The sequence below is a fragment of the Tenuibacillus multivorans genome (assembly GCF_900103915.1).
Taxonomy (GTDB): Bacteria; Bacillota; Bacilli; order Bacillales; family Alkalibacillaceae; genus Tenuibacillus; species Tenuibacillus multivorans.
Genome location: NZ_FNIG01000009.1, coordinates 1 through 12,220, shown reverse-complemented (window position 1 = coordinate 12,220; position 12,220 = coordinate 1). Strand labels below are relative to the sequence as shown.

General features: G+C 37.5%; 11 protein-coding genes and 1 rRNA gene. 4 read left to right on the top strand and 8 right to left on the bottom strand.

The genetic code is table 11. From position 1 onward, the window contains the following. Positions 1–245: 245 nt before the first annotated feature. Both BLP77_RS12495 and BLP77_RS15675 read right to left on the bottom strand, forming a co-directional pair. Positions 246–593, bottom strand: a complete 348-nt coding sequence (locus BLP77_RS12495) for a hypothetical protein (RefSeq protein WP_093857473.1) — start codon at positions 591–593, stop codon at positions 246–248. A gap of 354 nt (positions 594–947) precedes the next feature. Then, a complete protein-coding gene (locus BLP77_RS15675; RefSeq protein WP_143001443.1) occupies positions 948–1,076 on the bottom strand; it encodes a DUF1541 domain-containing protein in 129 nt (42 codons plus the stop codon). A gap of 208 nt (positions 1,077–1,284) precedes the next feature. On the opposite strand from BLP77_RS15675, the gene BLP77_RS12490 reads away from it, so the two are divergent. Next, on the top strand, positions 1,285–1,677 hold the full coding sequence (locus BLP77_RS12490) for a cell wall hydrolase (protein ID WP_218118856.1): 393 nt from the start codon (positions 1,285–1,287) through the stop codon (positions 1,675–1,677). A gap of 506 nt (positions 1,678–2,183) precedes the next feature. Then, the gene (locus tag BLP77_RS12485) at positions 2,184–3,119 is read left to right on the top strand and encodes a glycine betaine ABC transporter substrate-binding protein (protein ID WP_093857471.1); all 936 of its coding nucleotides are present in this window, start codon (positions 2,184–2,186) and stop codon (positions 3,117–3,119) included. 94 nt (positions 3,120–3,213) lie between these two features. Here the strand turns inward: BLP77_RS12485 and BLP77_RS12480 are convergent, their stop codons facing one another. The 3 genes from BLP77_RS12480 to betB all read right to left on the bottom strand — a co-directional run bounded on the left by BLP77_RS12480 (position 3,214) and on the right by betB (position 7,645). Then, positions 3,214–4,203 (bottom strand): serine hydrolase domain-containing protein, encoded by a 990-nt coding sequence (locus tag BLP77_RS12480; protein ID WP_093857470.1) that lies wholly within the window; start codon positions 4,201–4,203, stop codon positions 3,214–3,216. Between the two features lie 247 nt (positions 4,204–4,450). After that, positions 4,451–6,136: a choline dehydrogenase gene (betA, locus tag BLP77_RS12475; protein ID WP_093857469.1), complete on the bottom strand. Its 1,686-nt coding sequence runs from the start codon at positions 6,134–6,136 to the stop codon at positions 4,451–4,453. A gap of 42 nt (positions 6,137–6,178) precedes the next feature. Beyond that, complete coding sequence (gene betB, locus BLP77_RS12470) at positions 6,179–7,645, bottom strand: betaine-aldehyde dehydrogenase (protein WP_093857468.1); 1,467 nt, start codon at positions 7,643–7,645, stop codon at positions 6,179–6,181. Between the two features lie 222 nt (positions 7,646–7,867). On the opposite strand from betB, the gene cudC reads away from it, so the two are divergent. Beyond that, entirely contained in the window at positions 7,868–8,455 is a 588-nt protein-coding gene (gene cudC, locus BLP77_RS12465; protein WP_093857467.1) for a choline uptake/conversion transcriptional regulator CudC, read from the top strand. A 311-nt stretch (positions 8,456–8,766) separates the two neighbouring features. Here the strand turns inward: cudC and BLP77_RS12460 are convergent, their stop codons facing one another. Next, positions 8,767–9,717, bottom strand: a complete 951-nt coding sequence (locus BLP77_RS12460; protein ID WP_143001442.1) for a hypothetical protein — start codon at positions 9,715–9,717, stop codon at positions 8,767–8,769. A gap of 318 nt (positions 9,718–10,035) precedes the next feature. On the opposite strand from BLP77_RS12460, the gene BLP77_RS12455 reads away from it, so the two are divergent. Then, the gene (locus BLP77_RS12455; RefSeq protein WP_093857465.1) at positions 10,036–10,515 is read left to right on the top strand and encodes a Uma2 family endonuclease; all 480 of its coding nucleotides are present in this window, start codon (positions 10,036–10,038) and stop codon (positions 10,513–10,515) included. 36 nt (positions 10,516–10,551) lie between these two features. Here the strand turns inward: BLP77_RS12455 and rlmD are convergent, their stop codons facing one another. Beyond that, on the bottom strand, positions 10,552–11,964 hold the full coding sequence (gene rlmD / locus BLP77_RS12450; protein ID WP_093857464.1) for a 23S rRNA (uracil(1939)-C(5))-methyltransferase RlmD: 1,413 nt from the start codon (positions 11,962–11,964) through the stop codon (positions 10,552–10,554). A 163-nt stretch (positions 11,965–12,127) separates the two neighbouring features. Then, a 5S ribosomal RNA gene (rrf, locus tag BLP77_RS12445) occupies positions 12,128–12,220 on the bottom strand; the annotation flags it as partial.

Here is a 12,220-nt window from a genome sequence, read left to right as displayed (position 1 = left end):
TTCAAAATCAATAATTGTATACATTTCTGTTCCTCCAAGCCTCTTCTCAGCGTTATTAATCCATGGCCATCAGTTCTCTAGGCTCTGAATCATCAATGACTTGATCGCTTTCATTGTACCTCCACTAGGCAGTATAAAAATCAAATGATTATTATTTGTAAAATAAGTGTAACAAACTCATAATTATCAGGTGCTAGTCGACCTCCTGTAGCACGAAGTAAGTCCATTTCAGTATAATGATAAACTTAAATCTTGAACTCTTCTATTTTCTCTAACTTAATTAACCTCGACCTTATTGAACCTTTTGTCCTCTTATGCACTTCTGACAATTCATTAATTGATTTTCCTTCATCGAAAGCTTTTACTAATAAGTATTCTTCTTCTTCAGTCCAACTTTTCCCTGCGTTCCTAGGTAGCCTCTTTTGACGCTTTTCACTTTTATCCATCTTCTCTAACGCTTTAATAGCTAAAAATAATGATCTTATTACCTCAGGATGCTGATATGGACTATTATTAGGAAAAACTTCTCCTGTCTCTGGATCCACGCCATTTGCTAGTAAGTTTACAATTTCAATTGCTTTATCTGTATCCAAACTTATCCTCCTTCCTTACTTATTGATTCACAATCAGCTAATAATTTTTTCCATGAATCTACTCCATTAGAAGGTACATAAATTTTACCCATTTATTTTTACCCCAAAATATTATTGTTATAAATTACCTTCGACAACATTTGTAAGAATCCTCCATATTAGCTTTAAACATATTAATAGAATCTTTGAAACTAGATTCTTATTTTGATTGAGAATACTCCACAAGAGAAGAGAACCAACAAGTTCATTGTTTCAGAGTATGTTAATACTTGAGCGTAGGTTAAACTACTTTTTAAACGGACAGATGGAAAAATTGATACGTCTATAGAAGGATTCTACTTTCTTGAGAAATCCTCATGGCTTAAGCTCTTCTTTCACTACCCATTTATGATTGGTCACTTCTCTTCCATTTGGCAACTTAAAATCTACCATATAAACAATCGTCAGTAATGAATAGTCAATTGTATGAACCGCATCCCTCATTCATATTCAATATACCTCTTTACCTAACTTTTTTAACCAAAGCCCAATTAAAATGACACCACACCAGATGCCAAGAACACTATACAACATAAATAATATCTATATTGGTATACGAACTTTTAATCGTTTTTAAATTCATTACTTGTAGAGGTGAGGAAAATTGGCTAGAGTGGCTCATAATCAAAATGACATTAATTTAATTGCAAGGATGATGAGGGCAGAAGCTGAAGGTGAAGGTCGACTAGGGATGCTTATGGTCGGAAATGTCATTGTCAATCGACGAAAGGCTGATTGTTTAGATTTTGAAGGCTTGCGATCAATAGAGGATGTCATTTATCAAGTGCAAGGAGGAAATTATTCTTTTGAAGCAGTCCAAAAGGGTGATCTATTTTATAATCCAGCAAGAGGTGTGGAAAAAAAGTTAGCCAGAAAAGTATTAAAATATTGGAGACAACATCCTGCTAAATACGCGCTGTGGTATTTTAATCCGTATGGCGAATGTCCATCTACATGGTACGGTCAACCAATCACAGGACAATATAAACAGCATTGTTACTATGAACCAATGGCTAATACATGCGAAAGTGCTTATAGATTTTAATAATAGTTAATTTCAAACGATTTATAAAAAAAGTAAAGAATACACTTTAGACTTGTCCTAATCAGCTTTTCGCAATTTATTGCAACTTCATTTTTAACGTTTTATTCTACTGATTTTTCAACAAATCACTAGCCCCCCTTGACATTTAATCTAAACACGTTAACATAAAAACTATAAAGAACGTTTAAAAAATATTTAATGAAATTTTCTTTATAATTTTTAGGCGTTTTAAAAACCTCATAAAAGCCTTAAGTATTGGTGTTGTTAAAGAGGCAAAAAAGTACTATAATCAATAATTGGTTATCAGAATTATTGAAGTAGCTACTTAAGAAAAAAAGCTTTCAGATAAGGTTAGCAAATCTATCCATTTATATGAATGCTTGACTTATCTCTTCTAAATAAGAGATGAGTTTTTGTTTTGATATTTTGTTAAAAAATTTCTAAACGGATTTAACGTTTGGAACATTTTAAACTAATATACAAAAAGAAAAGGGAGTTTTTTAACCATGAACAATTGGAAAAAAGCACTTAGTTTTAGCTTAGCTCTGCTAGTGGTTGCTGTGTTGACTGCATGTGGAGACAATAATGAGGAATCAAACAGTGATCAAGCAGAAGCAGAACAAGCTGGTGCAGAAAGTGAACAGGCAAGTTCAGAAACAGAAGTTAATGCTGAAGAAATCACGATTGGTCAAATTAACTGGGCTGAGAATATTGCCATAACAAATATGTGGAAAGCCATTTTAGAAGATAAAGGTTATAACGTGAAGTTAAGCGTATTGGACATGGGTACTATGATGCAAGCTTTAGAGACCGGTGATCTCGACGTTAGTTTAGAAGTATGGTTACCAGTCCAAGATGCGAATTATCTAGAAGAATATCAAGATACCGTTAATTTCTCAGAGGCTACATGGTTTGATAATGCCAAAGTAGGACTTGTCGTTCCAACCTATTTAGAAGATATTAATAGTGTAGAAGACTTAAATGAACATAAGGAACTGTTTGATGGAAAAATTGTCGGTTTTGACCCTGGTGCAGGTACGATGGAAGTTACGGAGCAATTAATTGAAGATTATAACCTTGATTTTGAATTACTACCAAGCTCTGAACCTGCCATGTTAGCTGAAATTGGGGAAGCAGTTAAAAATGAAGAACCAATCGTGGCACCACTTTGGACTCCACACTGGATCTTCTCAAAATATGATATAAAATTCTTAGAAGATCCACAAGAAACTTACGGTGGTGTAGAGAAAATTCACCATGCGACAAGACAAGATTTTGCGGATGATTATCCAAACGTAAGCGAATATTTTAAGAACTGGAAGATGAATGACGAACAAATCGGTGAACTAATAGACTATGTTGAAAATGCCGAAGAACCACTTGATGGTGCTAAGAAATGGGTTGAAGAGAATCAAGAATTAGTTGATGAATGGGTAAAATAAAGATAAATTTTTAAAGAAGCTGGTCCCTCATTTTGGAGGGCTAGCTTCTTTTATATTGCAATGGGGCTTTTCGAAATATTAATGAAGACTATGATTAAAGATTCTTTAAACTTGAAACTAATAAGTTACTATACCTTTGAATATCTTTTACATAGTCAAAATCTTCGTATAAGCTATTGTACATTCTAACAGCAACTACATTTAATTTAGGAATAACTGTACACGAACAACTTGAGGCTCCAAGTATCTGATACGAACCCTCTGGTAAGTCTGAACCTAATTCGTTGTATTCCCAAGAGAATTCATTATCTTTTATCCACCAAAGAAAACCAAACTTTGGAAAGTGTTTTGGTAAAGAAGTAGGGCTTTGTATTGTTGTAACATAGTTAAAAATTTCTTTAGGAAGAATTTGTTTTCCTTTATATGATCCCTTATTTAAATGTAAATTACCCCACAAAGCCAATTCTTTAGCACTGACATATAAATTTCGATCGTCACCTATATTTGATCCTACTCTTAATGTTGGGCAACGATCAGGTGAATGTATGTCACATACTAAATTATTTTTACCTTCAGTTACCCATTCCGTACTCGTTAAATTTAAAGGTTTAAATACTTTTTCTCTAAGTATTTCATTAACTGTTTTACCCGTAATGTTGAGCAAGATATTCGCTAGTAAATCAGGTCTTTTTCCCTCAATGGCGCTTCCTGCTTTAAATACACGTTGTACTGAATTATTTTTTATTTTCAAACCAGTACTACGAGTCAATAGATGCCTTATAGTTGTTTCCCCAAGAATTTCTTTATTAAATTCAATTAAATAGTCACTTAATTTATCTTCAAGCCTTATGTAGCCTTCATATATAGCTATTGCGAATGCCAAACTGACATAAGTTACTCTTACTGAATAAACGTTAAACTGTGAAGAAGAATCAATATTTCTGGCTCCCTTTTCAAAATGATGGGTACCTGAATACCATTCGTGCACGATATGGTTATCTTTCATAATGACTAACGCAGCACCAGATGCGTACATGTCTTGTTTTACTTTCTCAGTATATAGAGTAATATCTTTAAAAACCATCTCCTAAACCGTCCTTTTGTTTTCAAACTTTGTCTATTATTCTACTAGGCAGTCCAGTTAGTTGCACGATGTTTTTTAACTTATTTTGCCACAAAATACCGAACACCCTTCTGTTTTAAAATTAGTTGTGCAATTTCATATAAAAAAAGTAGTCCAATTAAGGATATAAATCCAAAATTGAACTACTTACTCTATCATAAATATATTTTAAAGGGGGTAATTCATTCAGAATGCGTTCTAATATAGTTTAACTCGTTACTATACCTGCTTCAGCTTGATCCACTCCATGACGGTAATAATCAACATTCTCAGGCTTGAGTGGATCTTTTCCAAGGATTAAGTCCGCTGCCTTCTCGGCTAGCATTAAGACTGGTGCATGGATATTGCCGTTCGTCACATATGGCATAGCCGATGCGTCTACTACTCGTACATTGTCGAGTCCGTGAACCTTCATCGTTTTCGGATCGACAACACTCATAGGATCTGATTCTGGTCCCATTTTAGCTGTACAAGACGGGTGGAGAGCTGTCTCGGCATCATTTTTCACCCATTCTAAAATCTCTTCATCCGTTTGAAAGGACGATCCAGGTGAGATTTCTCCTGAATTGTATGGTGCCATGGCTGGCTGAGACATAATTTCTCTTGTAATTTTTACTGCTTCAATCCATTCACGTCTATCCTGTTCAGTCGATAAGTAATTATAGATCATACTTGGGTGCTCTCTAGGATCTTTCGAGCGAATTTTCAAGGATCCTCGAGCATCAGAGTACATTGGGCCAACGTGTACCTGGAATCCGTGTTTCGTATCCGCTTTTTGTCCATCATAGCGTACCGCCACCGGAAGGAAGTGGTACATTAAGTTAGGATAGTCAACGTCTTCGTTGGAACGGATGAAACCGCCACCTTCAAAATGGTTGGTTGCTGCTGGTCCTTTTCGGCCGAGTAACCACTGCAGGCCAATCCAAGGCATACGTAATTTATTTAAGCTTGGTTGTTCAGACACTGGCTTCGGACAAGAGTATTGAATATAAGCTTCAAGGTGATCCTGAAGATTTTCACCGACACCTGGAAGATTAACGACCGGTTTAATCCCAAGTGATTGCAAGTGCTCGGCATCACCCACACCTGACAATTGAAGTAACTGTGGTGTGTTGATGGCACCTCCAGCTAAAACAACTTCTCCGGCTTTAACTTGATGGGTTTTTCCGTTACGACGATAGGTCACGCCATTAGCTCGGGTACCATCGAAATCGATGCTCTCAACAAACGCACGTGTTCTAATTGTTAAATTTTGACGACTCTTAACAGGATCTAAGTAGGCACGTGAAGCTGAAAAGCGTCGTCCTTTATAAATGTGCTTATCAAATGGTCCGAACCCTTCTTGACGATAACCGTTCACATCAGGCGTACGGTTATATCCCGCTTCAACCGCCGAATCGAAAAAGGCCTGGAATAGAGGATTCTTAGCTGGTCCACGCTCTAGTTTAATCGGACCATCATGGCCACGGTATTCATCGTCTGGGTCAGCTGCTAAGGCGTTTTCCAAACGTTTAAAATACGGAAGTACGTGCGCAAAGTTCCACGTCTCCATACCTTCGTCTGCGCCCCAACGTTCATAATCCAGTGGGTTACCACGCTGATAGATCATGCCGTTAATGGAACTTGAACCGCCAAGCACTTTACCGCGAGCGTGCTTAATGCGGCGTCCATTCATATATGGTTCAGGATCAGATTCGTATTTCCAGTCGTATAAGCTTTTACCAGCTGGGAACGGTAAAGCTGCTGGCATTTGAATCAATAGATCCCATGGATAGTCGCTCCGTCCTGCCTCTAATATCAAAACACTGCGTTTCCCATCTTCACTAAGACGGTTACCGAGTACAGAACCTGCACTTCCACCGCCGATTACTACATAATCAAATGTTTCACTCATGTTATGAACCTCCTTGCAGTCTTACAAATTCTTGTTTGAAATTTACTTAAACCAATTGAGTGGTTCAGGATCAAGATTGCGATAAACATGTTTCGTTTCTGTGTATTCTTCCAATCCAGGTTTGCCTAACTCACGTCCGATGCCAGACTGTTTATATCCGCCCCATGGAGCTTGTGCAAAATATGGATGAAAGTCGTTGATCCATACGGTGCCCATTCGTAATTGAGATGCCACACGTTCTGCTTTATCTACGTCGGCCGTCCATACTGCCCCGGCAAGGCCATAGATGGTATCATTCGCAAGTCGCGCTGCCTCTTCTTCATCTTTAAAACGTTCAACTGTTAAAACGGGACCAAACACTTCCTCCTGTACGATTCGCATATCAGAACGACAGTTGGTTATGATCGTCGGCAAGTAGAAGAAGCCGTTTTGCAGTTCAGGATCATCAGGACGTGATCCGCCAACTAACACGGTGGCTCCTTCTTCTTTTCCGATTTCTACATATTTTTCGACTTTTGCTCGATGCTCTTCCGAAATCAACGGACCAGATTGCGTTTCTTCATCGAATCCATTGCCTAATTTAATTCGTTTGGCTCTTTCAGCAAGAGCTTCGACAAAACGGTCATGAATGGAATCTTCAACGAGCAACCTAGCCCCTGCAGAACAAACTTGACCGGCATGGAAGAAAACCGCATTCAACGCCTGATCAACCGCTGTATCAAAATCAGCATCCGCAAATACAATATTCGGGTTTTTCCCTCCAAGCTCGAGTGCAATCTTTTTCACATTTCCGCTTGCCGCCTGCATAATCTTCTTACCTGTCACAATACCGCCCGTGAAAGATATTAGGTCAACGTCGTGGCTCACAGCTAATTCATTACCAACCGTTGCGCCTTCACCGAGAACCAGATTAACGACACCGTTTGGAAAACCAACTTCTTCCATTAATTCTGTTACTTTTACTGTAGTTAGTGGTGTAATTTCACTTGGTTTCATCACAATGGTATTTCCAGTCGCAAGCGCGGGAGCAATTTTCCAAGCGGCTTGTAATAGTGGATAATTCCAAGGTGTAATTTGTCCACAAACGCCAACCGGTTCACGAACAACTTTGCTTTGACTATTCGGAATCGGTGATTCAATCATTTCTCCGCCATCTTTACCAGCTAAACCGGCAAAATAACGAAATACACCTGCAATATCATCCATATCGGCACGGCTTTCTGTGATTGTTTTTCCGGTATCAAGGGATTCAAGCTCCGCTAGTTCTTCCTTATCCCTCTCGATCAATTCAGCGATTTGGAGGACTTTTTCCCCTCGTTCAGTAGCCGGTGTATGTTTCCATTCCCCATGATCAAAGGCTTCTCGAGCTGCAGAGATCGCTAGCTTCGCATCTTCTACATCCCCTTCAGCAACTGTTGCAATAACTTCCTGATTAAACGGATTGATAATGTTTCTCGTCTTTCCAGAACAAGCCTCAACCCATTCCCCATTGATGAATAATCTTTTCATTCATTATCCTCCTATATTAATTTTGTTAAATTATTTTTTAACGTATTTAATAATTTTAATATACCACAGTGGATATTTTTTGTAAACTAGCGACTATATTCAATTAATTTTTTTTGACTTTCACTCAAGATGCGATATAGTTAAAATTAAAGAAGTTAAATATATATTTAACCCGTTTAATTTTATAAATCTACCAAACACAATATGAAAAGAGGGATTACATTGGAAGATCATAAAGGAGAGAAACAGCAGAACGCAGAGGAATTGCTTGAGGATGCAGAGCGCTCAGTTATTAATGCGATTGCCGAAACCATGGATCTATACGGCGTCACACCATCCATCGGAAGATTATACGCAACCATGTATTTCAAGCATGATCCTTTGACACTTGATGATATGAAAGATGATCTTGGCATGAGCAAGCCGAGCATGAGCACAGCCGTTCGAAAATTACAAGACATCAATATTGTAAAGAAAATCTGGAAAAAAGGTTCCCGTAAGGATTTATTTTTGGCTGAGAAAAATTTCTTCCAATATTTCTCCCATTTCTTCGGGGATAAGTGGGAAAGGGAAGCTAAATTAAATCTTTCGGCGATCAATTATGCTATAGAGAAACTGCAACAAGTACTAAATGATGATGAAATCAGCGAAGAAACGAAACAACGAGCTGAACAAGATTTACGGCAACTTGAAGATTATAAAAACTATTGCCATTGGTTGGAAAGACTTGTCCAGTCCGTCGAATCCGGTGAGATCTTTGAATTCTTACCGATTGAAGATACGAAATCAGAAGGTCACAAAGAAAAATAACTTTATCCAAAACAGCCTCTCGACTAAATCGAGAGGCTGAAGTTTATTCAAGATTACGATATATTTCTTTACTAATTTTTCGGCTCTTTTCTCTTTCCAAACTAATCAAACCCGTCCATTTCACATCTATTTCAATTTAATTTTCTCAGCTCATCCATAAAAGCGGGTCGACGATTATAGTCTTCTTTAAGTTTATCAATCAATGATTAAGCAAGGTCACTTCCAAAGATTTCCTTATAAGTTCTTATCTCCCTGCAAATATTTCTGTAATGGGATCTTGAACCAGAGGGCTCCGATATTTGTAGAATATATTATCTATATAAGTTTTCCACTTCATCATGAAAATCTTCAATCAAATATGGGTAAAAAAGTCTGATTGAATGTAGATCCTCTTTACAATAATTCAATAGTTTTTCATACCGTTTTTCTTCAATGAGAATATCAGTATAAATGACTGGTACAAAATGTTGCTTTTCAAACTTTGTTAAAATCTTTGTGAGAATCTCTTGCCATTCATCCGGTTGATAGAGTTGTTTCAATGTTTTATAGTAAGAAAAATCGCCTCCATATAATAATTTCAAAGCGATCTTTTGCTGTTGTTCCAAATCACCTAGTCCTTCATACGCTCGAAGTTGATATTCTTTCCACTTCTTTACTAATCCTCGATATTGTTGATCATGCTCGATCCCCGCTTCACACAATTCTACGACCTTTTGGTAGTCTTCTTTTTCTAAGTAATCGTTCACAGCTTTCTCGCGAAAAGGAGAAGATTCAATATATTCATGGATAAATTCTATTGCTTTTTGCGAGTTATCAAAAAGCTCAATAATTTGTAACTGTAATTGCTTAAGATTTGTTACTTGGTACCGTTCGTACCATGAACCTTTTGAATACTGTTTAGTCAACTTTTGGATGTGATTTTCAAGTTGTTCTCTAATCGATTCGTTATGACAAAATATAATACAACTCTCCATAAGACGAATTCGCCACTCGTCCCAACCTTCATACCTTTTATGAGTCGCTTCCTTCATGATCGCTTGGAATAATTTTTCTTGGGTTCCGAGATCAATTTTTTTAATACTTGAGGCAAGTGCATCATTGATGATGTTAAAACTTTCTTCAATCGTCAAACCCACTTCCCCGCCTGAATCATCGGTGAATTGCAGCATGTCTACTACCATAGGTAATACAGTTAAGCCAAGATCAACGGCCGTCTTTTCTTGACCGTTTTTAATCTGCTCTCGTGCTTTCTGTAATGTCAAATCAGCCCCGCGTAATGCATCGGGTACTCTTTTCCAAATAATAAAACCCTGATATTTTGCGTCATTTATATATTCTCGTATAAGCAATTTACTATTTTTAATTTCATCTTCCTGAGGGGAAAGTTGGAATAAAAGCTGTTTTTCAATTTGTTCATGCTCATGACTAATCGATAAGATGATATTTATCAGTTGTTCTTTCGATAGACTTGGTAATATATCTTTTAAATCTACTTTTTTCTTGGTTGGTGAACTCTTTATTGGCTTCGGTTTTTTATTATTTTTAAACCATTCTTCTAAATCGTAAAATGCAGCTGCTTCATGTTTATTTATTTACTCGCTTCACCGAAGACAGCGCATCAGTATACAGTTACTAAATTACTTGCCATCTTCTATAATTTTTTTGAAGGAAGTGAGTGCACACCTTTTGTTGCCCCATACGACATTGAACTTAAAAGAACGCCTGATCAGATTAATATGGTTCAACCTGATCTTATGGTTATATGTGACCTTGAGGAACAATTAGGTGACGACGATTACTATAAAGGTGTTCCATCTTTAATGGTTGAAGTCCTTTCAAAAAGTACACGAAAAAAAGACTTAATCCTGAAACTCGATCTCTACATGTCCTGTGGTGTGAAGGAGTACTGGATTGTAAACCCTGATAACAAAGAATTAACGATGTACCACTTTGAAGATCAGAGTATTAATGACCTAAAGACCTATAAAAACAATGATAAAGCACAATCTTTTATTTTCGATGAACTCGATGTTGAGGTTCAGAAGATCTTTAGAGATTAATGTCTACAAGTATATAAAGAAAAAGCAGAACCCTTATTAGAATTCTGCTCCTTCATTCAATACAATCTCCGAAACCAACTCCACATGCACTGTATGTGGAAACAAATCAACTGGCTGAACGGATATTAATTCATAATTAAACTGTTTTAATTCAGCTATATCTTCGGCAAATGAAACGGGATTACACGAAACATAAACAATCCGTTTTGGTTTGGAACGTCCAATGCGGCGCATCACCTTACCTCCCGCACCTGAACGAGGTGGATCTAGTAACAATAAATCAGGCTGACCAAACTTCTCTAATACCTGATCAATTCCGCGTCGTGCATCCGAAGCTAAGAAAAAAGTATTATTTAGACCATTTTCGACTGCATTACGTTTGGCTGATTCGATTGAACTTTCAACAATCTCAACCCCAGCTAATTCCTTTACCTGATTCGCAAATGGTAAGGAAAAGGTTCCGACCCCACAAAACAAATCAATCATGGTTTCAGTCGGTTTAGGGTTCCCCACTTCAAGGGCTAATTCAACAAGCTTTTCAGCCTGCGTTGGGTTAGTCTGAAAGAATGTGTCGAACCATAAGCGATATCGATATCCGGCTATTTCATCGTAAATAAAATCACGGCCAAATAATGTATGGACTTCTTCTGCCTGTACACGATCAGCCCAAAGTGTATTTTTTATCCACAATAAACTTTTTACCTTAGCATTCTTACCTTCAATCCTTTGAACTAAATCATCTACCATTTCTGCTAGCTCTCCAGCTGGCGGTTCAGTTGCAATGACCGCAAGCATGATTTCACCAGTCGAAAAGGATTGTCGCACCATTAAATGTCGGAGTAACCCTACATGCTGTTCTTTTTCGTATCCTTTTAATTGGTGATCTTTCGCCCATCTTGAAACTTCTAAAGCGGCATCAACCATATCATCGCCAGCAATTAAACATGTCTCAAGGTCAAATACATTTCTAAAATTACCTTGTTCATGCAGTCCCATAGCGCCTTCAGGTGAAAAGGTAAATTCCATTTTGTTACGATAATCCCATGGTCTGTCCATCCCAATTGCATCTTTGACTAAATCAGGATCAAATCCTTGTTCTGTAATGGCTTTTTTAACATGCTCTGTTTTATGTTTTAATTGACCCGAATAGTCCCAATGCTGCCACACACAGCCTCCGCATATATCGAAGTGCGGACAAGGGGCAATCGTTCGTTCAGGGTTTACATCAATAATTTCTTGAATATGTGCTTTACTCCATTTTTTTGTTGGATAATCAACATCAACTTTAACTTGTTCACCTGGAAGACTTCGCGGTACAACTAATTTTAATTTCTTTGGATTTCCTAATTCATTTTCTCTCCAGACAACTGCTTGACCAGATCCTCTTCGATCAAGTCCTTCTATTGTGGCACGATATTGTTCTTTTTCATTTTGATGGTCTCGGGTCATATGTATGTATCCTCCTAACCTCACTCTTAGCATAACCTACTTAAAAAATACCATAATTTCTTGTTCGATGATAATATTCAACATTTACTGTATACCCTAATTTAGATTAATCATTCTTACAAAAAAACAAAGGCTACTAGACATCATCTAGTAGCCTTTGTTTGCCCGGCAGCGTCCTACTCTCACAGGGGAAACACCCCAATTACCATCGGCGCTAGAGAGCTTAACTGCTGTGTTCGGCATGGGAACAGGTGTG

Bases quoted from the DNA above. Each gene is read 5' to 3' on its own strand.
- BLP77_RS15675 (WP_143001443.1), bottom strand. From the start codon at position 1,076: ATGAGGGATGCGGTTCATACAATTGACTATTCATTACTGACGATTGTT.
- BLP77_RS12490 (WP_218118856.1), top strand. From the start codon at position 1,285: ATGATGAGGGCAGAAGCTGAAGGTGAAGGTCGACTAGGGATGCTTATG.
- BLP77_RS12485 (WP_093857471.1), top strand. From the start codon at position 2,184: ATGAACAATTGGAAAAAAGCACTTAGTTTTAGCTTAGCTCTGCTAGTG.
- BLP77_RS12480 (WP_093857470.1), bottom strand. From the start codon at position 4,203: ATGGTTTTTAAAGATATTACTCTATATACTGAGAAAGTAAAACAAGAC.
- betA (WP_093857469.1), bottom strand. From the start codon at position 6,136: ATGAGTGAAACATTTGATTATGTAGTAATCGGCGGTGGAAGTGCAGGT.
- betB (WP_093857468.1), bottom strand. From the start codon at position 7,645: ATGAAAAGATTATTCATCAATGGGGAATGGGTTGAGGCTTGTTCTGGA.
- BLP77_RS12455 (WP_093857465.1), top strand. From the start codon at position 10,036: ATGTTTATTTATTTACTCGCTTCACCGAAGACAGCGCATCAGTATACA.
- rlmD (WP_093857464.1), bottom strand. From the start codon at position 11,964: ATGACCCGAGACCATCAAAATGAAAAAGAACAATATCGTGCCACAATA.